General features: G+C 66.7%; 20 protein-coding genes. 8 read left to right on the top strand and 12 right to left on the bottom strand.

Going from position 1 to position 20,350, the window contains the following annotated elements:
• The 3 genes from BDO18943_RS10900 to BDO18943_RS10890 form a co-directional block, all read left to right on the top strand.
• The coding region (locus tag BDO18943_RS10900) for a circularly permuted type 2 ATP-grasp protein (RefSeq protein WP_235995927.1) at window positions 1-2,529 on the top strand (2,529 nt) is incomplete at its 5' end.
• Window positions 2,523-3,560: a transglutaminase family protein gene (locus BDO18943_RS10895; RefSeq protein WP_175022286.1), complete on the top strand. Its 1,038-nt coding sequence runs from the start codon at window positions 2,523-2,525 to the stop codon at window positions 3,558-3,560. The genes BDO18943_RS10900 and BDO18943_RS10895, both read left to right, overlap by 7 nt.
• 185 nt (window positions 3,561-3,745) lie before the next feature.
• Entirely contained in the window at window positions 3,746-4,018 is a 273-nt protein-coding gene (locus BDO18943_RS10890; RefSeq protein WP_175022285.1) for a hypothetical protein, read from the top strand.
• A 129-nt stretch (window positions 4,019-4,147) separates the two neighbouring features.
• On the opposite strand, the gene BDO18943_RS10885 is transcribed toward BDO18943_RS10890, so the two are convergent.
• Window positions 4,148-4,969 carry an alpha/beta fold hydrolase gene (locus tag BDO18943_RS10885; protein WP_407649800.1) on the bottom strand — a complete coding sequence of 274 codons (822 nt, stop codon included), beginning with the start codon at window positions 4,967-4,969 and terminating at the stop codon, window positions 4,148-4,150.
• Here BDO18943_RS10885 and BDO18943_RS10880 point away from each other — a divergent pair.
• Window positions 4,949-5,209, top strand: coding sequence for a hypothetical protein (locus tag BDO18943_RS10880; protein WP_210771946.1), 261 nt, complete (start codon window positions 4,949-4,951; stop codon window positions 5,207-5,209). The genes BDO18943_RS10885 and BDO18943_RS10880 overlap by 21 nt on opposite strands.
• Window positions 5,210-5,218: 9 nt before the next feature.
• Here the strand turns inward: BDO18943_RS10880 and pip are convergent, their stop codons facing one another.
• Both pip and BDO18943_RS10870 read right to left on the bottom strand, forming a co-directional pair.
• A complete protein-coding gene (gene pip / locus BDO18943_RS10875; protein WP_175022284.1) occupies window positions 5,219-6,157 on the bottom strand; it encodes a prolyl aminopeptidase in 939 nt (312 codons plus the stop codon).
• A 137-nt stretch (window positions 6,158-6,294) separates the two neighbouring features.
• Window positions 6,295-6,549, bottom strand: coding sequence for a hypothetical protein (locus BDO18943_RS10870; protein ID WP_175022185.1), 255 nt, complete (start codon window positions 6,547-6,549; stop codon window positions 6,295-6,297).
• Here BDO18943_RS10870 and BDO18943_RS10865 point away from each other — a divergent pair.
• Window positions 6,481-7,635, top strand: coding sequence for an acyltransferase family protein (locus BDO18943_RS10865; RefSeq protein WP_175022283.1), 1,155 nt, complete (start codon window positions 6,481-6,483; stop codon window positions 7,633-7,635). The two genes, BDO18943_RS10870 and BDO18943_RS10865, sit on opposite strands and share 69 nt — an antisense overlap.
• Before the next feature lie 151 nt (window positions 7,636-7,786).
• Window positions 7,787-8,131, top strand: a complete 345-nt coding sequence (locus BDO18943_RS10860) for a carboxymuconolactone decarboxylase family protein (RefSeq protein WP_041490973.1) — start codon at window positions 7,787-7,789, stop codon at window positions 8,129-8,131.
• Between the two features lie 9 nt (window positions 8,132-8,140).
• Here BDO18943_RS10860 and BDO18943_RS10855 read toward each other — a convergent pair whose 3' ends face one another.
• Together BDO18943_RS10855 and BDO18943_RS10850 are read right to left on the bottom strand one after the other, a co-directional pair.
• Window positions 8,141-8,935 carry a PA3715 family protein gene (locus BDO18943_RS10855; RefSeq protein ID WP_175022282.1) on the bottom strand — a complete coding sequence of 265 codons (795 nt, stop codon included), beginning with the start codon at window positions 8,933-8,935 and terminating at the stop codon, window positions 8,141-8,143.
• A gap of 84 nt (window positions 8,936-9,019) precedes the next feature.
• A complete protein-coding gene (locus BDO18943_RS10850) occupies window positions 9,020-9,958 on the bottom strand; it encodes a LysR substrate-binding domain-containing protein (protein ID WP_175022281.1) in 939 nt (312 codons plus the stop codon).
• A gap of 98 nt (window positions 9,959-10,056) precedes the next feature.
• On the opposite strand from BDO18943_RS10850, the gene BDO18943_RS10845 reads away from it, so the two are divergent.
• Window positions 10,057-10,812 carry a carbon-nitrogen hydrolase family protein gene (locus tag BDO18943_RS10845; RefSeq protein WP_175022280.1) on the top strand — a complete coding sequence of 252 codons (756 nt, stop codon included), beginning with the start codon at window positions 10,057-10,059 and terminating at the stop codon, window positions 10,810-10,812.
• A 127-nt stretch (window positions 10,813-10,939) separates the two neighbouring features.
• On the opposite strand, the gene BDO18943_RS10840 is transcribed toward BDO18943_RS10845, so the two are convergent.
• The 7 genes from BDO18943_RS10840 to BDO18943_RS10810 are packed head-to-tail and all read right to left on the bottom strand — an operon-like array spanning window position 10,940 to window position 18,149.
• Window positions 10,940-12,004 (bottom strand): 2-aminoethylphosphonate aminotransferase, encoded by a 1,065-nt coding sequence (locus BDO18943_RS10840; protein ID WP_175022279.1) that lies wholly within the window; start codon window positions 12,002-12,004, stop codon window positions 10,940-10,942.
• A complete protein-coding gene (gene aepY, locus BDO18943_RS10835) occupies window positions 12,004-13,185 on the bottom strand; it encodes a phosphonopyruvate decarboxylase (RefSeq protein WP_175022278.1) in 1,182 nt (393 codons plus the stop codon). Before aepY ends, BDO18943_RS10840 begins: the two co-directional genes overlap by 1 nt.
• On the bottom strand, window positions 13,182-14,870 hold the full coding sequence (gene aepX, locus BDO18943_RS10830; protein WP_043183303.1) for a phosphoenolpyruvate mutase: 1,689 nt from the start codon (window positions 14,868-14,870) through the stop codon (window positions 13,182-13,184). Before aepX ends, aepY begins: the two co-directional genes overlap by 4 nt.
• Entirely contained in the window at window positions 14,867-15,634 is a 768-nt protein-coding gene (locus BDO18943_RS10825) for a phosphocholine cytidylyltransferase family protein (RefSeq protein ID WP_043183304.1), read from the bottom strand. Before BDO18943_RS10825 ends, aepX begins: the two co-directional genes overlap by 4 nt.
• Before the next feature lie 36 nt (window positions 15,635-15,670).
• Window positions 15,671-16,672 carry an HpnL family protein gene (locus tag BDO18943_RS10820; RefSeq protein WP_175022277.1) on the bottom strand — a complete coding sequence of 334 codons (1,002 nt, stop codon included), beginning with the start codon at window positions 16,670-16,672 and terminating at the stop codon, window positions 15,671-15,673.
• The gene (locus tag BDO18943_RS10815; protein WP_043183307.1) at window positions 16,669-17,472 is read right to left on the bottom strand and encodes a HalD/BesD family halogenase; all 804 of its coding nucleotides are present in this window, start codon (window positions 17,470-17,472) and stop codon (window positions 16,669-16,671) included. The genes BDO18943_RS10820 and BDO18943_RS10815 overlap by 4 nt, the downstream gene beginning before the upstream one ends.
• Complete coding sequence (locus BDO18943_RS10810; protein WP_175022276.1) at window positions 17,469-18,149, bottom strand: CDP-alcohol phosphatidyltransferase family protein; 681 nt, start codon at window positions 18,147-18,149, stop codon at window positions 17,469-17,471. Before BDO18943_RS10810 ends, BDO18943_RS10815 begins: the two co-directional genes overlap by 4 nt.
• A 653-nt stretch (window positions 18,150-18,802) precedes the next feature.
• Between BDO18943_RS10810 and BDO18943_RS10805 the strand changes: the two genes are divergently transcribed.
• Window positions 18,803-20,317 (top strand): acetyl-CoA hydrolase/transferase family protein, encoded by a 1,515-nt coding sequence (locus BDO18943_RS10805; protein ID WP_175022275.1) that lies wholly within the window; start codon window positions 18,803-18,805, stop codon window positions 20,315-20,317.
• The last annotated feature ends 33 nt before the right edge of the window (window positions 20,318-20,350 follow it).

Here is a 20,350-nt window from a genome sequence, read left to right as displayed (position 1 = left end):
GGCCGTTACGACGAGCTGCGCGGCAGCGCGGCCGGCCTGAACGCGCCTGCGCTCGCGCCCGCGTGGCGCAGCTTCTTCACGTCGATCGGCAGCGACGGCGTGGCCGATCTCGATCGCCGCGCCGACGCGCTGTACCGGCGCATGCGCGAGAACGGCCTGTTCTATCAACTGCACGAGCAGCGCGCCGGCGACGGCGCGGCCGGCCCGTGGTCGCTCGACCTGCTGCCGCTGATCGTCACGCCCGAGGACTGGGTCGCGATCGAGCGCGGCGTGCTGCAGCGCGTGCGGCTGCTCAACGCGACGCTGGCCGACCTGTACGGGCCGCAGACGATCCTCGAGCGCGGGCTGCTGCCGCCCGCGCTCGTCACCGGGCATCCCGGCTACCTGCGCGCGATGCGCGGCGCGCGCGTGCCGGGCGATACCTGGCTGCACGTCGTCGCGTTCGATCTCGCGCGCGGCCCGGACGGGCAGTGGCGGATCGTCGCGCAGCACACGCAGGGCGCGGCCGGCCTGGGCTACCTGCTCGAAAACCGGCTGATCGTGTCGCGGCTCTTTCCGCGCGGGTTTCGCGGGCTGCGCGTGCAGCGGCTCGCGTCCGCGTACCGCGCGCTGCTGCAGAGCATGCAGGCGCTCAGCCCGGCCCGCAAGAATTCGCGGATCGTGCTGCTCACACCGGGGCCGCACAGCGCGACGTATTTCGAGCACGCGTATCTCGCGCGCTACCTCGGCCTCACGCTCGTCGAAGGCGGCGACCTGACCGCGCGCGACAACCGCGTCTTCCTGAAGACGCTGCGCGGGCTCGAACCCGTGCACGGCATCCTGCGACGCGTCGACGACGCGTGGCTCGATCCGCTCGAACTGCGGCCCGATTCGATGCTCGGCGTGCCGGGTCTGCTGCAGGCCGTGCGCGCGGGCAACGTGCTGCTCGCGAACGCGCCGGGTTCGGGCTTCCTCGAATCGCCGGCGATGCTCGGCTTCATGCCGCGTCTCGCGGAAGGGTTGCTCGGCGAAACGCTGACCCTGCCGGCCGTGCATTCGTGGTGGTGCGGTGAGGCGGCCGCGTGCGACGACGCGCTGCCGCAGCTCGCGCGCGGCATCGTCAAGGCATCCTATCCACCCGACGTCCAGGCCGGCGGCCCGTTCGAGCCGGTGATCGGCGCGCGGCTCGCGCAGGCGCAACTGGCCGAGTGGCGCGCGCGGATCCTCGCGTGGCCCGAGCACTACACGGTGCAGGCCGACCTGCCGCTGTCGCAGGCGCCGACCTGGCCGCGCCAGGACGCACCCGATGGCAACGGCGGCGCGCGCATCGTGCCGAAGCCGCTGCTGCTGCGCGTGTTCGCGCTCGCCGACGGCGCGCAGCGCTGGCGGCTCCTGCCGGGCGGGCTGTCGCGGGTCGGTACGCGCGATACGCTGTTCAACGCGCCGATGCCGCGCGGCGGCAGCACCGTCGATACATGGGTGATGACCGAAGGCATCGTCGATTCGACGACGCTGCTGCAGACGCACCTCGGCCCCGACGATCTCGTCGAGCGGCCGCGCGCGATCGCGAGCCGGGCGGCCGAGAACCTGTTCTGGCTCGGCCGTTACACCGAGCGTGCGACCAACCTGATGCGGCTCGCGCGTGCGGCGCTGGAACGGCTGCGCGGCGAGGACGACGTCGACAGCCCCGCGCACCTGGAACTGCTCGACACGCTGTGCCGCGACACGGGCCTGATCGCGGCCGATGCGCCGAACGCCGTCGATGCGCCGCGTGCGTTCCAGCACGCGCTCGCGACGTCGCTGACGCGCGGCGCGGATCGCACGTCGGGCATCGCGTCGTGCCTGTTCGGGATGCGTGGTGCGGCCGCCGCGATTCGCGAACGGCTGTCGAGCGACCAGTGGCGGCTGATCGACGACGCGACCCAACTGTTCGCGGACAGCGCGGGCCAGCCGGAAGCCGAGGAGCAGATCGGCAACGAGGCGCTGCAGTTGCTGGCGCGCCTCGGCCTGCTGCTTGGCGCGATCACCGGCGCGCAGACCGACAACATGACGCGCGACGACGGCTGGCGGCTGCTGTCGATCGGCCGGCAGATCGACCGGCTGGATTTCCTGTGCAGCGTGCTGAAGTTTGCGTTCGACGAAGGCGCCGTGCACCGGCAGGATGGCTTCGAGCTCGTGCTGGAACTGTTCGACAGCACGATCACGTTCCGTTCGCGGTTCCAGCGCGGCTTCGACGTCGCGCCGCTGCTGTCGCTCGTCGTGCTCGATACCGACAACCCGCGTTCGCTCGGCTGGGTCGTGCAGGCGCTGCGCGGCCGGTTGACGAAGGTCGAGCGCAGCGAAGGCTATGCGCTGTCCGAGCTGGCCGAGACGATTCCCGACGTCCCTGCTTGGTCGCTGCACGAGCTGTGCGAGACCGGCGACGGCGGCCGGCACGACAAGCTGCTCGATGCACTCGATACGACGGCGAAGGCGGTCTGGGAACTGTCGAACCGGATCGGCGAGCGCTATTTCAGCCACGTGCGCGAGGCGGGCAGGACGTTATGGTGACGACGAAAGGCGCGGCGAAAGCGCCACCCGGTTCCGGGAATGCGCGGAACGCATCGGCACCGGCATCCGCGATGGCCGACGTGACGCGCAGCCGGTTGCTGCGGGTCACGCACGATACCGAATACCGTTACGCGGCGCGCGTCGAATCGGCGCAGCACCAGGCGCGCCTGCAACCGCTCGTCACGCCGCGCCAGCAGGTGCTGTCGTTCGCGCTCGACATCGATCCCGCGCCGGAATCGGTCGGGACCGAGATCGATGCATTCGGCAACGCGCGCGCATCGTTTGCGTTGAACCAGCCGCACGACGCGCTGCTCGTGCGCAGCCGCAGCACGGTACGCGTGACGCCGCCCGTGTGGTCGCTCGGTGCGCGCGGCGAGCCGCCGCCCGCCATCGCGAAACCGGACGCGAAACAGGCGACGCCATGGGAAGCCGTGCGCGACCGCTTGCGGTTCCGCGCGGGGCAGCCTTACGACGCGGCGAGCGAATTCGTGTTCACGTCGCCGCATGTCGCGTGCGATCCCGAGCTCGCCGCGTATGCGGCCGCGAGCTTCACTCCGCAACGGCCGCTCGTGCAGGCCGCGTGGGAGCTGATGCGGCGCGTGCATGCCGATTTTGCGTATACGCCGAACAGCACCGACATCACGACGTCGGCGCTCGATGCGCTGCGCTTGCGCAAGGGCGTGTGCCAGGATTTCGCGCACGTGATGATCGGCGCGCTGCGCTCGCTCGGGCTCGCCGCGCGTTACGTGAGCGGCTATCTGCTCACGCAGCCGCCACCCGGGCAGCCGCGGCTGATCGGCGCCGACGCGTCGCATGCGTGGGTCGAGGTGTACGACCCGGCGTGGCCCGAGGACAACGGCTGGCTGCAGCTCGACCCGACCAACGATCGCGCGCCGGGCGACGACTACGTGATGCTGTCGATCGGTCGCGACTATGCGGACGTGACACCGCTGCGCGGCGTGATCCGCGGTGGCGGCGCGGATCAGGAGCTGAAGGTCGGCGTGACGGTGGAGCCGCTCGACGCACCCTGACGTATGCGGCAGGCCGCGTGCCCGCGCGAATGCCGTTTAAGTCTTCGTTAATACTGCACGCCTAGCATGGTCACGCCGGCGAACGGATCGGACTCGATCCGGGGCACCGGCGGCACGCGCGGGTGCGTCGACGTCACGGCACCGCACCGTCGCGCATCGCCATCCCCTTGCAACGGCGGCGGATCATGATCAAGAACTTCGACTACACGCTCGGCAGCGACACGATTGCGCTCTGCGCGAGCTTCGGCGCGGGGCCGGCGTGGCGCCGCGTGCTGGTGAGCCGTGCGGATTCGATGGAGACGCTGGTGGTGCTCGATGCGCGCGGCCTGTCGGGCTTGCTGAAGGTGGCGACCGAGGCGCCGGAAGGACTGCTCGACGATGCGATCCGCAAGGTCGGCGACGAACGGCTCGTCGAGCGGGCAATCAGCGGCAGGACGATCGTCGAAACCGCGCTATGAGCGCCTGAGTCAGATCAATCCGCGCACTCGTGGCGCGGATTGACGGCACAGCTCCGCGACGCCCGGCGATGGACGGGCATCATCGGACGAGGGCGGGCACGAGGCCACGCGTGATTCGCGCCCGGTCGATCATTGCCCGAGAAAATCGAGCAGGGCGGACGCAAGCTGTTCCGGCTGCTCTTCGGCGGGATAGTGGCCGGAGTCGCGCAGCACGAACCCGCGCACATTGGACGCAACCTTCTCCATGGTGGCCTTCGACCCTTCGCCGTACCCGAATTCGCATCCTATGGCGAGGACCGGCATGTCGAGTTTCTTTTCTCCGAGCGTCTTGTTGTCGTCGAGATCCACGAGGAGCGTGCGGTAGTAGCTGAAGCTCGCACGCAGGGCGCCGGGCTGCGTGAGCGCCGTCGCGTAGACGTCGATATCGGCTTCCGTGATGGATTCGGGATCGACGGTGCCGACCGTGTCGCGCCGGACAAAGTGACGGACAAACAGCGCTTCACGGCCGCGGACCAGCTCTTCGGAAATGTCGCCAGCCATATTGAAGCCGAAGTGCCAGCTGCCGCCCGTGGCCACGTTCATCGCCTTTTCCTGGCCGAAGCCTGGCAGGCCGCTCTCGATGAACACGAACCGCTCCGTGAGTTGCGGATACAGTGCGGCGAACGCGTAGCCTACCTGGCCGCCCATATCGTGTCCGACGATGCAGGCCTGGTCGATCTGCAGCGCATGCAGCAATGCGGCGATGTCGCCTGCGACGGTTTTCTTGTCATAGCCAGCCGCGGGCTTGCTGGAGTGGCCGAATCCGCGCAGATCGGGCGCGATGACCCTGCAGTGAGGCGCAAGCAACGGCATGAGCTTGCGCCATGCGTACGACGTTTGCGGCCAGCCGTGCAGCAGCACGACGGCACGGCCGGCTCCGGCCACTTTCGTATGAATGCGCAAGCCGTTCACCCGCACGGCAAGCGATTTGACAGCAGGGTGTTCGAGATTCTCGCGACGGGGTTCCGTCAAGCTCATTGCCATGAATCGGCCTTTGGTAAGGAAAGATTGCTCGGTGAGCATGCGATCCGACAACGCGCCGCGCCGCGCGATGACCGCACGGCCTCCAACTTCATGGCGCGGCACATCCGGCCGGCGCAATGGTTGGAGGGCTCGTGTCAGGTCAACGTGCTCGCCAGCGGCGTTGCCTGAGGGCGTGTCCTAGTCCTGGTTCGCGAACCGGTCCGTTGCGGCGATCAGCGCTTCCAGGATCCCCGGCTCGTTGTACGCATGCCCGGCGCCGGGCACGATCTCGAACGTCGCGTCCGGCCATGCCTTCGACAGCTCCCATGCGGTACGCGCGGGTGTCGCGACGTCATAGCGACCTTGCACGATCACCCCCGGAATGCCGGCGAGGCGATGCGCGTCGCGCAGCAGCTGGCCTTCTTCGACGAAGCCCTTGTTCACGAAGTAGTGGTTCTCGATCCGTGCGAACGCGAGTGCGTAGTGACCGTCCGCGAAGTGCTCGGCAAGGGCGGGGTCGGGCAGCAGCGTGATCGTGCGGCCTTCCCAGATGCTCCACGCGCGCGCGGCTTCGAGCTTCGCGGCTTCGTCGTCGCCGGTCAACCGGCGATGGTAGGCGGCCATCAGGTCGCCGCGCTCGGCTTCCGGAATCGGTGCAAGGAAGGCTTCCCACAGGTCGGGGAACAGCCACGATGCGCCTTCCTGGTAGTACCACAGCAATTCCGCACGACGCATCGTGAAGATGCCGCGCACGACCAGCGCACTCACGCGCTCGGGGTGCGTTTCCGCGTACGCGATCGACAGCGCGCTGCCCCACGAGCCGCCGAATACGAGCCACTTTTCCGCGCCGACCATCTCGCGCAGGCGTTCGATATCGGCGACCAGATGCCACGTCGTGTTGTTCTCGAGGCTGGCATGCGGCGTCGAGCGTCCGCAGCCGCGCTGGTCGAACAGCAGGATGTCGTAGCGCTCGGGATCGAACAGGCGGCGATGGTCGGGGCTGCAACCCGCGCCAGGGCCGCCGTGCAGGAACACGGCGGGCTTGCCGGCCGGGTTGCCGCAGCGCTCCCAGTAGATGCGGTGGCCGTCGCCGGTGTCGAGGTGGCCGTGGGCGTAAGGTTCGATCGGTGGGTACACAGGCAGGCTCCGGGTAAGGGGCGACAGGAGGCGGACGAGGCGCGGGCCGGTGAGCGGGCGGAAGGCTACGGATATTGCGCCGCCGCAAAAATCGTTGTGTTGGCATCGGACCGGCCGCCGCCGGACAAGGCTTGTCATTATGCCCATTCGCCGCGCCTGATGCCGGCTTGCTCTGGCGCGGCGTTGCCGCCGGTGTTTGCCCTGGGGATTTTTGAAGCAATTTCATTCCGATATTTTTCATACAAAATCCCGGCGGCATATCGGCGTGCCGTAGCGGGGGCGCCGGTCTGCTGCCCATCCACCGTGCCAACGGAAACCAGCCGATGAACCATCGCGTCACGCAGTTGACCGGGTTGCGCGCCGTCGCGGTGGCGATGGTTGTAGTCGGACATGCCGAACACGTGCTGCCCGGCGGCTACACCGGCTGGTACGCGCCGTTGCGGCTGATCGCCGACGGCCGGCTCGGCGTGCTGATCTTCTTCGTCCTCAGCGGTTTCCTGATCACCAACGTATTGCGCGCCGAGTTCGCCCGCACGGGCGGCATCGCGCTGACGTCGTTCTACGTGCGCCGCGCGCTGCGGATCTGGCCGGCCTGCTACGTCTATCTCGCGGCGGTCGCGATCGTGGCTTTTGCCGGCTGGTTCGACGTCGACCGCCGGCAGTGGCTGTATGCGGCGCTGCACCTGTGGAACTACTCGGCGTGGTTCGGGCTGACTGGCGACAACACGCTGCATCCGGACGGCGCGTGGTATCTCGGCCATTTCTGGTCGCTTGCGCTCGAGGAACAGTTCTACTGGTTCTGGCCGCTGCTGTTCATGTATGGCATGCGCCGCCGCGGCACGCGCTGGCTGGCCGCGTTGATCCTGATCGTGCCGCTCGTGCGCGCGGTCACATACTTCGTTGCGCCCGCGCTGCGCGGGCAACTCGGGATGATGCTTCACACGGGCGTCGATCCGATCCTGATCGGCTGCTATGCGTCGCTCAACCGCGAACGGCTCGAAGCGTGGATTCGCTCGTGGCGTGGCGAGACGCGCATCGTGACGGCGATCGTCTTGATCGTGCTGTTCGGAATGCCGCTCGCCGAACATCGGCTCGGCGGCTTCTGGAATGCGACGTACGGCGTGACGCTCGAAGCCGCATTGATCGCGATCGTGATCGTCGTGCTGAATTTCCGCAGTGAGTTCTGGTGTGCGCGATGGTTGCGCACGCGGCCGGTCGTGTTCGTCGGCACGATTTCGTTCAGCCTCTATCTGTGGCAGCAGCCGTTCGCGAATCCGGATCTGGCGGTGCCGCACGCGTTTCCGCTCGGGATCGTATGGGCGCTGATGGCCGCGACGGCCAGTTACTTCCTGGTCGAGAAACCGTTCCTGCGGTTGAAGGATCGCTATTCGGCGCGCGAGGCGCGACGTGTGCGCGACGATGCGCTGCTCAGACCGGCGCCGCCGGAGTGCATCGAGACGAATGCGGTCGTCAAATAAGGGCAGTGCTGCGATTGTCCGATCGGACCAACATTGCTGCGTGGATCGGCTACGATCCCGATGCTATTTTTGAGCATCGCCGGATGCCGTGGGTTGCATGGCGCTCCCGGCAATCGACTGGATCGATCCACTTGCGGAGACACGTTTCATGCTGAAAAACTGGCGGCAGTTCCTGCCGAAGATCGGGCAAAGTATGAAGGACATCAAGGAACTGAGCCCTTTGACGATCGATGGTTACCGGATGCTGCATCAGGCCGGCGCCGAAACCGGCAACCTGGACGCGAAGACGCGCGAACTGATTGCGCTGGCCGTGGCCGTCACGACGCGATGCGACAGTTGCATCGCGAATCACGTGAAGAAGGCGATCGAACTCGGCGTATCGAAGGCCGAGCTGACCGAAGCGCTGGGTGTCGCCGTGGCGATGAACGCCGGCGCGGCGCTGGCGTTTTCCGGGCGCGTGATGGATGCGTACAACGACCTGTCGGACGCGCGCTGACGCGCCGCGTTATTTCATGACCGAAGGCGGATACCAGAAGTTCCGGTACATGTTGATCCCGTACGACTTGCCGTCGTAGCGGACGGTCGTGCGGACCGGGCGCTTGTCCTTGCGCTGCGGCGGATCGACACGCGCGGTGATCGACAGGTCGGCGAATCCGTGGCTTGTAGTCTTTTCGACGCCGATCGTCATGGTGGCCGATACGATCGCGTCGTCGGCGATGCCGGGGCTGCAGACCGCATGCTTGTCGTCGGTGTTGACCCAACCGGCGAGGTTGGTGCCGAAGACCGCACGCAAGCGATTGCCTTCGCGTACCCACAGCGTCAGCTCGTCGCTGGTGTTGGCATCGGGGCAGCTTGGCCCGCGCGCGCTGCTCGTGAACACGACGCCGAACGCGCGCACGTCAGGCGACAGCCGGTACGGCGCCGTATCGATGCGATAGCTGCTTGCGCCGATCTCCGTCGCCGCATCTTCCTGAACCACCGACCGTTCGGCCGCCACAACCTTGCCGTCTTCGACCAGCGCGACGACCTGCAGCTTGTTGCTTTCGTCCGGGTTCTTGCTCTTTGGCAGCGAATCGAACGCGACGGCCGCGATCGTCGTTTCCGGTGCATTCGGCATGACCTTGCACGCCGATGCCACAACGAGCCGGTTCGTGTCGCGCGCGGCGAGACGCGCGTTCGTGATGCCAGCCCAGCGGGCGACCGCAACGACGGTCGCGTCATCACACGCCTGGTTGTCGGCAGCCTGGACAGCGGAGGCGGCGGCGAGCGCCAGCAGCGGGGCGAAGCGGAGGATTCTCATGTTCACGATGAAAGAAGGTTCTTCATGGATGCCGTGGATGTCGCTTGCCGATCCGGAGCGGCCGGCCAACGCGCGATGCACAGGTCATGCGTGACGACCCGTGCTCTTCCTACCCTTCAGAGCAAGCTGCAACTGCTTGCAGTCCTTGTCCAGTTGCAGCCGAAGCAGTTTCAGAATCGATTTCGTATGCTCGGACAAGAGCTTGCCCGGGCGGAAAATGATCCGATCCTGGAACGGCACATCCAGCGAAAAGCGCCTGATGACAAGTCCACGAGGAATGAAGTCGATGGCCGCGACGGGATGGACGAACGCAAGTCCGACGCCACTGCGTGCGAACTCGCAGGCACTGATCGAGTAGGGCGTTTCGACGACCGTTCGTAGCGTGATCCCTTGGTGTGCCAGTGCTGCTTCCAGCGCGCGTCGTGTGACATCCTCCGCATTCAGTGAAATGAAGTGATCGGATTGCAGATCCGCTGGTGTCACGACCGCCCGTTGAGCCAGCGGATGATCGGGCGCCATGGCGATGACGCCAGGCAGTGCGCTGAATACCGAATGCTCGAGGCCTGAAGTCGGCATCTCGCTAGCCATCAAGCCGATGTCGGCCACGCCGGATTGAACTTGCTGATGCACCTCTCGGGAGCTCATGACTTGCAACGACAACTGAATGCCGGGCGAGTCGCGATGAAATCCGGCGATGGCGCGCGGCAGAAAACAGTTCCCCAGGGCGGGGAAGCAGGCAATCACGAGTCGCCCCTGCTTGTACGAGCCCAGACTGCGAATGACGTGTTCAACGGTTTCAAAGCCCACGAAGTATCGCTCGATCGAGGTCATCAGGACATTCGCCTCGTTCGTCGGGATCATGCGTCCGCGAATGCGCTCAAACAATCGCACGGCGGCAAACGACTCGACCCGCTGAATGGCTTGGCTGACCGCAGGCTGGCTGATCCCCAGCAACTCGGCGGCGCGCGCTGTCGTACCGGCGGTCATCAGGGCTCGAAAGATTTCGATATCCCGCGGAGACATAACAATATTCAATAGATCAATAAGTATCCATTGTAGTCGGTTCGAAACAAGACCTTGATACTGCGAGACGCCTACGCGAACCACCGACTCTATCTCTCATGGACACATTCACGATCGCCGCCGCGCAGTTCAGCGCCAAAGCAGGAGACATCGAAACCAACGTGGCTCGGCATTTGACCTTCGTCCATGCTGCCGCGGAACACGGCGTCAAGTATCTGGTCTTTCCCGAACTGTCCTTGACGGGATACGAGCAGCAGCTTGGCCGTCAACTCGCCATGGGATGCGAGGACCCACGGCTCCTGCCGTTGTTGGCCGAGGTGCAGCGACTGGGCATGTCCATCGTCGTCGGGGCGCCCCTGATGCATGAAGGCCAACCGGAGGTGTTCATCGGCGCGTTCACGCTTGGCGCTCATGGCATACACGCGCACACCAAACAGCATTTGCATCCAGGCGAAGACGTGGTGTTTGCAGCCGGAAATGGCGGCCCGGAGGTGATCGTTGACGGGAATCCGATCGCGTTGGCCATATGCGCCGATTTCGCGCATGCCTCCCACGCGGCGAACGCGGCAGATTCGGGGGCGCGTGTCTACGCGGCGAGCGCGCTCATTTCCGACAACGGGTACCCGTACGATACCGGGCTGTTGGCCGGCTATGCGGCCAAACACAATATGGTCGTACTGATGGCCAACCATGGCGGCATCACCGGTGGTTGGGAGCCGGCCGGTCGTAGTGCGATCTGGGCAGAGGGCGGTGAGCGCGTTGTTGTCGCGCCCGGCACTGGCGACCTGCTCGTTATCGCCACCGAAGGAGCGAATGGCTGGACCGGATCCGTGGTGGCGATCGAGGTGGAGTAGCGCGTGCCTTCGACGGTTGCCGAGGCGCTCGTTGTGCTTGCGCGTTGCTCGGTTTCGATGGCCGCGAAATCCGCGAACAATAAAAAAAGGCCCTTGCGGGCCTTTCGTAGACGAAGGAGTCAGGCACTTACCGCGTCAGCGCCGTAAACCCCTCCAGCAATCGATCGACATCGGCCGCCTGGATCGCGCCCATCGTCGAGATGCGGAACAGCTCCTTCGACAAGCCGCCTTGCCCCGCGTAGATCACGAAGCCTCGTGCCTTCAACCCGTCGTGCAGCGTTTCGTACGTCACACCCTGCGGCAACCGATAAGCACGAAGCACAACCGACGATTCACCTTCCGGCAGCACCAGCGGCATCCCGCGCGCCGCGAGCCCGGCCTGTGCCTGATCGGCGAGCACCTTGTAATGCGCATGCCGCGCACGCCAGCCACCGGCCTCATCGAACTCGCGCAGCGCCTCGACGAGCGCGTAATACGCGTGCACGGAAGGCGTAAACGGCGTATTCCGTTGATCCTGCAGCTTCGCGAGACGGCCGAGATCGAGGTAGTAGGTACGGCTCGCCGCCTTCGCGAGCGCGCTGCGGCGCACGATCACGAACGCTGCGCCCGGCACGCCGTGCAGGCACTTGTTCGCGGTCGCGGCGACCGCGTCGATGTCGCCGCCGGCGAAGTCGATCGCTTCCGCGCCAAAGCTGCTGACGCCGTCGACGAGCATTTTCACGCCGCGCGCACGGCACACCTCGGCGATCGCCCCGAGATCGTTCAGTCGGCCCGTCGTCGTTTCATGATGAATCACGGCGACGTGCGAGTAACCGCCCGCATCGAGCTTCGCACCGATCTGCGTGAGATCGGGCGCCTGCATCCACTCATGCTTGAGCACATCGTGCGCGATCCCGTACTGCGTCGCGATCTGCGTGATCCGCTCGCCATACACACCGTTCTCGATCACGAGCAGCTTGCCGTCCTTCGGCACGAGCGCCGCGATCATGCTTTCGACAGCGGCCGTACCCGAACCGGTCATCAGCACGGCCGTCCACTCAGCCGGATCGAGTTCGTACGCGGCGACGAGACGCTGACGCGCTTCATCCTGCAGATCGAAGAATTCGCTTTCGCGATGGCACAGGTCGGGTTGCAGCAGGCTGCGGCGCACGCGTTCGGTGAGCGTGACCGGGCCGGGGTTCAGCAGCAGCATCAATGGGCTCCTTCAACGTGGGCTTCGGTCTGCGCGGCGCCGATGTGCCGCATCAGACGGGTCTTGACCTCGACCGGCGTGACGGTCGGGCGGGGCAGGCCGTCGGGCACGCCGGTGCGGATCGCCAGGCGCACGAACTGCGCCCCGTCGTGCGACTCGGCCAGCGCCGTATCGAGCACGTCGAGCGTGTCGCCTTCGACCGCCGACGCATACCCGCACGCGGCAGCAACGCCCACGAACGAAACATGTTGCGACACCGTCGCCTGGCCGCCCGTCGATTCGTGCGCGCCGTTGTCGAGCAGCACGTGCGTGAGGTTGGCCGGGCCGTAGGTGCCGAGCGTCGCGAACACACCCATGCGCATCAGCGCGGCGCCGTCGCCGTCGACCGCGACCACGCGCAGGTCGGGGCGCGCGAGCGCGAGGCCGAGCGCGAGCGGCGTCACGCAGCCCATCGAGCCGACCATGTACAGCTGGTTCGGGCGATCGTCGATGGCGTAGAGTTCGCGGCCGCAGAAGCCGGTCGACGCGAGCACGACGGTCGAATCGACCGGCGTGTGCGCGATCACGCGCTGCAGCGCGTCCTGGCGGGTCGGCCAGGTGTCGGCCGACGCGGCGCGCGACGACGCTTGCGCGGCGACATGCGCGCGCGGCGTTGCGGCCGGGTTGGCCTTCAGTTCATACGGCGCGACGCTGCCTTTCTGCATCACGAGCGCGTACGGGCGGCCCGTCGCGTCCATGTGCGCGATCGCGCGGTCGAGTGCCGGGCCGACCTGTTCGGGGTCGGTCGGGAACGTCTCCCACGGGATCTCCATCGTGTCGAGCATCGCGGGCGTGATCGGCCCCATCAGCGCGTGCTGCGGCTCGTCGGCCACGCCCGGCTGGCCGCGCCACGTGACGATCAGCAGTTGCGGCAGGCGGAACGTCCAGGTCAGCGACGTGAGCGGGCTCACCGCGTTGCCGAGCCCCGAGTTCTGCATCATCGCAATGCCGCGCTTGCCGCCGAGCGTCGCGCCCGCGATCAGCGCGACCGCGTCGCCTTCGTTCGCGGCCGACACGTAATGCAGCGTCGGGTCCTGCAGCACGTAATTGATGAACGGCGTCAGGTACGAGCAGGGCACGCCCGCGTACCAGTCGAAACCGCGCTCGCGCGCGGCCTCGACGAACTGGGCCGCTTCGATCATTGCGCGCCCCCGTTACGGGCGCCCGGTTGCGACAGCGGCGTCTGGCCGTGCGCGAAGTCGCCCGCGCGGCGGAAGTCTTCGAGATCGTTCACACCGCGCCAGTGGCCGTGCACGTACTGCACCTCGATCTTCTCGCCGGCGGCGATCAGTTCGTTGAGCAGCGCCGGGATGTCGAGCGTGTCGAAATCGTCGCGCGCCTGCAGCGTCGCGAGCATCGCCTTCAGGCGGTCGACACCGGCGCCACGCACGTTCAGCAGGCCGATCCAGCGGCCATGCGGCGTGCCTGCGGCGACGTCGCTCGACACGCGTTGCAGGTAGGTCTTCTGGCCGAACAGGCCGCGATCGTCGGCCGCCGAGCAGAGCGCGAAGTCACGCACGCTCTGGTTGGTCGGCTCGGTCAGCGACGAATCGACCACCACGCTGAACTCGGCTTCGCTTTCCGCGAGGTCGCGCACGATGTAGCTGCGGAACAGCAGGTCGCCGTACGAGATCACGGTGTCGCCGGTCAGGCGTTCGGCCGCGCATGCGAGCGACGCGAGTTCGCCCGTCTGCGCATGGCGCTCGTTGACGACGAGCTTGATGCCCGACGTGTCGATCGCGTCGGCGCGATAGCCGCCGACCACGGTGATGTCGTTCACGCCGTGCGTCTTGAAGCCGTCGACGAGCCAGCGCAGCAGCGGCTTGCCGGCGACCGGCAGCATGACCTTCGGCTTGTCTTCGGTCACGGCCTCGAGGCCCTTGCCGCGGCTGGCCGCCAGCACGATCGCGGCGTTCGACGCGCGCGACGACGACGACAGGTAGATGCGCTCGGCCGCCGAGTATTCGTCGGCGTCCTGCAGGCGGAAGATTTCGTTGACCGATGCAACGCGGTCTTCGACGTTGATCAGCGTTTCGCTCTCGTGGATCTCGCGTGCGGTCGCCTGCATCGCGGATGCCGACGCACGGATCAGGTGGTTCGCCCAGATCACGGTGCTGATGCCGGCCTGGCGGAACACGTCGGTCGGCGTGCTGTAGTACTTGGTCGGCACGATCACGAGCGGCGCCTTGCCGCTCCATTCGCGCGCGAACTGCAGGATCTCGTCCGGGCGCGACAGCTTGCTGTGGATCAGGATCGCGTCCGCGCCGGCTTCCGCATACGCGTTCGCGCGGCGCAGCGCCTCGTCCATCCCCCAGCCCGCGATCAGCGCTTCGACGCGCGCGACGATCGAGAAGTCGGGATCGCTCTGCGAATCCTTGCCGGCCTTGATCTTGCCGCAGAACTCGTCGATTTCCGCGAGCGGCTGGCGCTCGCCGCCGATGAAGCTGTTGGTCTTCGGGAACTGCTTGTCCTCGATACAGACGCCCGCGATGCCGCGCTGCTCGAGCTTCTTCACGAGGCGGCGCACGTTGTTGAAGTTGCCGTAGCCGGTGTCGCCGTCGAGCAGGATCGGCAGGTCGCTCGCGTCGGCCATGAATTCGAGCACGTCGACGACCTGGGTCCAGCTCGCCTCGTTGTTGTCGCGCACGCCGAACTGCGCGGAGATCGCGAGGCCCGATGCCCAGATCCCCTTGAAGCCTGCCTCGCGGACGATCCGCGCGGACAGGCCGTTGTGCGCTTCCATCAGGAATTCGAGTTCGTTGCTGACGAGCATGCGGCGCAGGCGTGCGCTGCGCGATTCGGAGAAGTTGGGTTCGCGTGCATTCATCGTGCAGCTCCTGCGGTAGTACGTTGAATCAGGGGGAGAATGTCTTGCGTGGCGCGTGCGACGTCGTTCGGGAAGTCGATCTCGATCCACGGCGAGCCGGTGACGTCGGCGACGTCGAACGAATGACCGCCTTCGAGCAGCAGGTCGCGCACGGCTTCCTCGTGCGGCATGTTCGCGCGGCCGCTGTCGACGTAGCCCGCGACGATCGTCGCGAGGCGGCGCGCGGTGCCTTCCGTGAAGCGGAAGAAGCCGACCGATTCGCCGATCGTGTCGTATTCGAGGTCGACCGCGAGCTGCTTGCGCAACTCGACCGGCACGCCGTTCTTCAGGCACAGCTTGACGGGTTCGTCGCCGGCCTCGAAGTCGCGATCGATCAGCAGGCGGTCGACCGCCTTGTCGGGATCGGCCACCAGCGCATGCAGGATGTTCTCGTCATACAGCACGTCGGCGTCCATCAGCAGCACGTCGCCGCCGCGCGTCATCGCATCGGCGACGGTATGCACGGTCAACACGCTGCCGAGGTCGTAGCGGTCGTTGATCACGATCTCGGCCTGGCGGCCGAGGCGCTTCAATTCCTGCTCGACCTTCTCGTGCTGGAAGCCCAGCCCGAGCACGATCTCGTCGACGCCCGCGGCATCGAGCACGCGCAGATGCCGCTCGAGCAGCGAAACGTCGTCGAAGCGCAGCAGGCACTTCGGGAACTGCGCCTCGGGCGGTTGTTGCAGGCGCAAGCCGAGGCCTGCCGCAAGAATGATGGCTCGCATGGGTTCTCCAACCAAAAAGCCGGCGGATCTGAACGATCAGTCGGCGAGCGGCTGCGGCGCACGGCGCCGCTGCCAGTTTCTTTCACTGAAATGCAGATAGAGCAGGCCGGGCAGGCCGAGCGCGAGTTCGCGCGCGCGCTTCGCAAGCGACAGCGCGAGCGCCGCGTCGGGCGGCAGTCCGACCAGCGGCGCGAGCAGCAGGTAGCCGCCTTCCTGCGCGCCGAGCGAGCCCGGGATCGCGAAGGCCGCGCCACGAATGGCCTGGCCGACGCTCTCGAGCAGCAGCGCGTCGAGCCAGCTCACCGGATGCCCGAGGAAATGCAGCGCGAGCCACACTTCCGCGGTGCCGACGATCCAGCCGACGAGACTCAATGCGAACGTCTTCGCGACCTTCGCGCGATCGCGATACAGCGCGCCGACCGCGTCGTCGATCGCGTCGGCGCGGGTGGCCAGCGACGACCAGTCGCGCGGGCCGAGCAGCTTCGACGCGAGGCGCAGACCGCGGCCGAACAGCCCGCGCCGCTGCGCCACGTAGAACAGCGCGGCGAGGGTGCCGAGCACGCCGGTGGCGATCAGCGCGGGCGTGCGCAGGTGCGCGACCGATTCGTGCGTTGCATACAGGCTGAACGCGGCGATGCCGATCAGCGCGAACGCCATCTGCGCGAGCGCCTGCATCGTCGTGCTGACGGTGACGGCCGCCGCCGCGTCGGCCATCCGCGTGCCGCGCTGCGCGAGGTGGCGCACCATCAGCACGGGGCCGCCGATCTGCCCGGCGGGCAGCAGGCTGTTCACCGATTCGCCGACCCAGCGCGCGCGCAGCGCGTTGCCGAGCTCGGCGCCCGGCTGGCCGGGGCGGAACATCACGGAGATCGCCATCGCGTCGATCACGAGCGGCACGACGTGGAACGCCGCGACGAGCGCGAGCCCCCAGCCGGCTGCGAGGAACGTGGACGCGACCGCGCCGACGCCTTGCCATGCCAGGAGTGCGACGAAGAGTGCGGTCCCGAGGGACAGCAGGATGAGGCCGGCGCGTGTCATGACCCGGTCGTGCGTCGCGTTGCCAGTTGCTTGAACACCTGGCGGAAACCGAAATACGCGATCGCGTCCTTCATGTTCGAGATGAAGCGCTTCCACGGCCGCATGCCGGGGTTCGTCACGTATTCGAAGGTGAGCGACACGCGCATCTCGTTCTGGCCGAGCGGTGTGATGCGGTGGCGCAGCTTGTCGCCATCGAACAGCACGATGCCGCCGTCGGCGATCTGCACGGAGCCCGGTTCGTCGGCGACGTCCGGATTGCGCGTGTGCAGCTCGTAGTCGAGCCGGCACGACGATTCGTCGATCACGCCGATCAGCAGCGTGTAGCGGCGGCCGTCGTAGTACGACGTGTCGTAGTGCCAGCCGATGTGGTCGCCGGGCTTCGTGTAGTAATACAGCGCGTACGCGTGCGGATCGTCGTCCGGCGACAGCATCAGCTTGTCGCCCGTGACCTTCTCGAGGAAGGAGATGAGTGCCTTCGATCGATACAGTTCGGCGATGTACGGCGCCTGCTCGTCGATCGTATGACGGCTCACGCTGCCGCCCTGCTTGTGGCCGGGCAGGTAATTGCGGTTCAGGCCGGCCTGCATCGCGCGGGCGGCGTCGGCCAGCTTCGCGTGCGCGTCGGCCGGCAGGAATGCGTCGAGGTACAGGAACGAGCCCTGGCGCGTGTAGTCGTTGCGCACTTGCTCAAGGTCGAGATGGCCGACGCAGTCGGCCACGGTGCGATCGGGGTCGGACGCGGCGCGCACGGGCGCGGGGCGTGCCGGGCTCAGCACGGAGTCGTCGCGCGTGCTAGTCATTTGGAAGCCTGGATTTCAGTGGAATTCTGCGGAACATTGCCGCGCCGGACGATGCGCCACCAGTCGATCACGACCCACGCGGCGAACAGCGGGGCGCCGATCGACGCCGCGAGCAGGAACGGCTCGACGCCGTCGAACAGCGTCACGAGCGGCAGCAGGTACAGCACGTCTTCGGTTTCGAAGCCGCCGGCGAATGCCTGCTTGGTGCCGGCCTTGCCGGCGAACGATTCGATGCGCATGCGCAGAAAGAAGATCAGCGCAACGGCGGCGCCGGCCACCGCGCCGAGCAGCACCGGCGATGCGGCCATCTGGCCGCCCTGGGCGACGATGCCGAGGCCCATGCTGACGAACAGCGCGACCGTGACGAGGGCGTCTGCCGCGAGGTCGTAAAAATGACCGATCTTGCTCGTCTTGCCGCTGATGCGCGCGAGCTCGCCATCGGTGTGGTCGACGAAGTTCGACAGTACGATCAGGAACGCGCCGGCATTGCTCCAGCCGAAGCCGCCGTGCGCGAGGCACCAGGCGCCGGCGAGGCCGATCAGCAGACGAACGGTGGTGAGGTGATTCGGGGCGACAGGCGTGTCGACGAGCGGTCGGACAAGCGAGCGCGCCAGCCGCGCATCCCAGGTGCGTGGCAGGGGCGGTTCGGAACGTGTGGCGGTTTTTCTTTGGTCCATCGGCGAAATATATACGGAATTGTAATTTGGTGCTTTTTATTCGATCAATGTCCTGACATGAGGGAGTGTTACCGCGTCTTGCGGCGATTGGCCGGTCGAAAAGCGCGTGCGCGAAAGGGCGGCCAAACGGGGCCGCGCGATCCAGATTCCAGTGTGGTTCGCATCGGGCGGCTGTCAAGGACGGACGGGCCTCTCAGGCCGGTGCGGCGGTACTTTTCGCGCTTTGCCATGCGCGTCGCGCGGCGCGTGCGAGCTTGATATGCGTCAGGTCGGAATGAGCCGCATCGGGTGACAATTGGCCGCGCCGGACGGGCGTCGTTCATTGTCGATGGAAAGGCGATAAATGGCCGTCAAAATCCGCCGATTGACGCGCGAGAGTGGGCGATCGGCGACGGGTTTTTCTGCCCGATACTTTCGTGCACCTTACGCGTGCATCCGCTTCAAACGGAGCGCCTGTCACAGAACGGTCGTTCGATACCCGGCAAATTCGACAAGGATCTTTTTCATTCAGCGGACATTTCACGGCGATTGCCTCTGCGATACTCCGACCGTGCCTGTGGTGCCGGCCGCCCCTCGCGGCCCCAAGGGCTTCATGTCGCTCAGGAGACACCCCCCGCGACGTCAACGACAGACCAAAGCGTCAGAAACCAGCCATGTCATCTTCACGCATCCTCGCACCCGCCCTGCGTTCGCTCGTCCGCACCGCCGACGAAGCCGCCGCGCTGATCCGTCCCGGCATGACCGTCGCCATGAGCGGCTTCACGGGCTCGGGCTATCCGAAAGCCGTGCCGGCCGCGCTTGCCGCCCACATCGACGCGGCGCACTCGCGCGGCGAGGACTTCCGGATCAACGTGCTGACGGGCGCGTCGACCGCGCCGGAACTCGACGGCGCGCTCGCCCGCACCAACGGCATCTCGATGCGCTTGCCGTATCAGTCCGACCCGACGCTGCGCGACAAGATCAACGGCGGCGAAGTCGATTACCAGGACGTCCACCTGAGCCACGTCGCGCAGTACGCATGGTTCGGCCTGTACGGCGATCTCGATGTCGCGATCGTCGAAGTCGCGGGCATCCGCGAGGACGGGCTGCTGATTCCGTCCGCGTCGATCGGCAACAACAAGACCTGGCTCGAACGCGCGAAGCACGTGATCCTCGAGGTTAACTCGCGCCAGCCGCTCGGCCTCGACGGGATGCACGACGTTTATTACGGCACCGCGCTGCCGCCGCACCGCAAGCCGATTCCGCTGACGAAGAGCGACGACCGGATCGGCGAGCCGTACCTGCGTTGCCCGGCCGACAAGATCGTCGCGATCGTCGAGACCGATGCGCCGGACCGCAGCAATGCGTTCTCCGCACCGGACGCGACGTCGAAGCAGAGCGCGCTGCAACTGATCGACTTCCTGCGCCATGAAGTGAAGCGTGGCCGCCTGCCGGAAAACCTGCTGCCGCTGCAGTCGGGCGTCGGCAACATCACGAACGCGGTGCTCGCGGAGCTCAGTTCGGCCGGCTTCTCGAACCTGACCGCGTACACCGAAGTGATCCAGGACGGCATGCTCGACCTGCTCCAGGACGGCACGCTGGGCTTCGCGTCGGCCACCGCGCTGTCGCTGAGCCCGGCCGCCGTGCAGCGCTTCGCCGATGAAATCGCGACGTTCCGCGAGAAGATCGTGCTGCGCCCGCAGGAAATCAGCAACCATCCGGAGCTCGTGCGTCGTCTCGGCTGTATCGCGATGAACGGGATGATCGAGGCCGACATCTACGGCAACGTGAACTCGACCCACGTGATGGGCACGAAGATCCAGAACGGCATCGGCGGCTCGGGCGACTTCGCGCGCAACGGCTACCTGTCGTGCTTCATGTCGGCGAGTACCGCGAAGGGCGGCGCGATCTCGCGGATCGTGCCGATGGCGAGCCACGTCGACCATACCGAGCACGACGTCGCGGTGGTCGTCACCGAGCAGGGCCTCGCGGACCTGCGCGGCCTGTCGCCGAAGCAGCGTGCCCGCAAGGTCATCGCGACCTGCGCGCATCCGGACTATCGGCCGATGCTCGAGGATTACTTCGAGCGCGCGTCGCGCGAAAGCTTCGGCAAGCACACGCCGCACCTGCTCGCCGAGGCGCTGTCGTGGCACGAGCGTTACGTCCGCACGGGCACGATGAAGGCCTGACACGGCACGCCTGCCGCGCGTGAGAATCGCGGG

The sequence above is a fragment of the Burkholderia aenigmatica genome, assembly GCF_902499175.1.
GTDB classification, from domain to species: domain Bacteria; phylum Pseudomonadota; class Gammaproteobacteria; order Burkholderiales; family Burkholderiaceae; genus Burkholderia; species Burkholderia aenigmatica.
Note: the sequence above shows the minus strand (reverse complement) of the source record. Positions and strands in the feature narration are given on the sequence as shown.

What these genes read in the sequence shown, in the direction of transcription:
- BDO18943_RS10895 (WP_175022286.1), top strand. Translation starts at nt 2,523, where the DNA reads ATGGTGACGACGAAAGGCGCGGCGAAAGCGCCACCCGGTTCCGGGAAT.
- BDO18943_RS10890 (WP_175022285.1), top strand. Translation starts at nt 3,746, where the DNA reads ATGATCAAGAACTTCGACTACACGCTCGGCAGCGACACGATTGCGCTC.
- BDO18943_RS10880 (WP_210771946.1), top strand. Translation starts at nt 4,949, where the DNA reads ATGAATGCGCAAGCCGTTCACCCGCACGGCAAGCGATTTGACAGCAGG.
- BDO18943_RS10865 (WP_175022283.1), top strand. Translation starts at nt 6,481, where the DNA reads ATGAACCATCGCGTCACGCAGTTGACCGGGTTGCGCGCCGTCGCGGTG.
- BDO18943_RS10870 (WP_175022185.1), bottom strand. Translation starts at nt 6,549, where the DNA reads ATGTCCGACTACAACCATCGCCACCGCGACGGCGCGCAACCCGGTCAA.
- BDO18943_RS10855 (WP_175022282.1), bottom strand. Translation starts at nt 8,935, where the DNA reads ATGAGAATCCTCCGCTTCGCCCCGCTGCTGGCGCTCGCCGCCGCCTCC.
- BDO18943_RS10850 (WP_175022281.1), bottom strand. Translation starts at nt 9,958, where the DNA reads ATGTCTCCGCGGGATATCGAAATCTTTCGAGCCCTGATGACCGCCGGT.
- BDO18943_RS10845 (WP_175022280.1), top strand. Translation starts at nt 10,057, where the DNA reads ATGGACACATTCACGATCGCCGCCGCGCAGTTCAGCGCCAAAGCAGGA.
- BDO18943_RS10840 (WP_175022279.1), bottom strand. Translation starts at nt 12,004, where the DNA reads ATGCTGCTGCTGAACCCCGGCCCGGTCACGCTCACCGAACGCGTGCGC.
- aepY (WP_175022278.1), bottom strand. Translation starts at nt 13,185, where the DNA reads ATGATCGAAGCGGCCCAGTTCGTCGAGGCCGCGCGCGAGCGCGGTTTC.
- aepX (WP_043183303.1), bottom strand. Translation starts at nt 14,870, where the DNA reads ATGAATGCACGCGAACCCAACTTCTCCGAATCGCGCAGCGCACGCCTG.
- BDO18943_RS10825 (WP_043183304.1), bottom strand. Translation starts at nt 15,634, where the DNA reads ATGCGAGCCATCATTCTTGCGGCAGGCCTCGGCTTGCGCCTGCAACAA.
- BDO18943_RS10820 (WP_175022277.1), bottom strand. Translation starts at nt 16,672, where the DNA reads ATGACACGCGCCGGCCTCATCCTGCTGTCCCTCGGGACCGCACTCTTC.
- BDO18943_RS10815 (WP_043183307.1), bottom strand. Translation starts at nt 17,472, where the DNA reads ATGACTAGCACGCGCGACGACTCCGTGCTGAGCCCGGCACGCCCCGCG.
- BDO18943_RS10810 (WP_175022276.1), bottom strand. Translation starts at nt 18,149, where the DNA reads ATGGACCAAAGAAAAACCGCCACACGTTCCGAACCGCCCCTGCCACGC.
- BDO18943_RS10805 (WP_175022275.1), top strand. Translation starts at nt 18,803, where the DNA reads ATGTCATCTTCACGCATCCTCGCACCCGCCCTGCGTTCGCTCGTCCGC.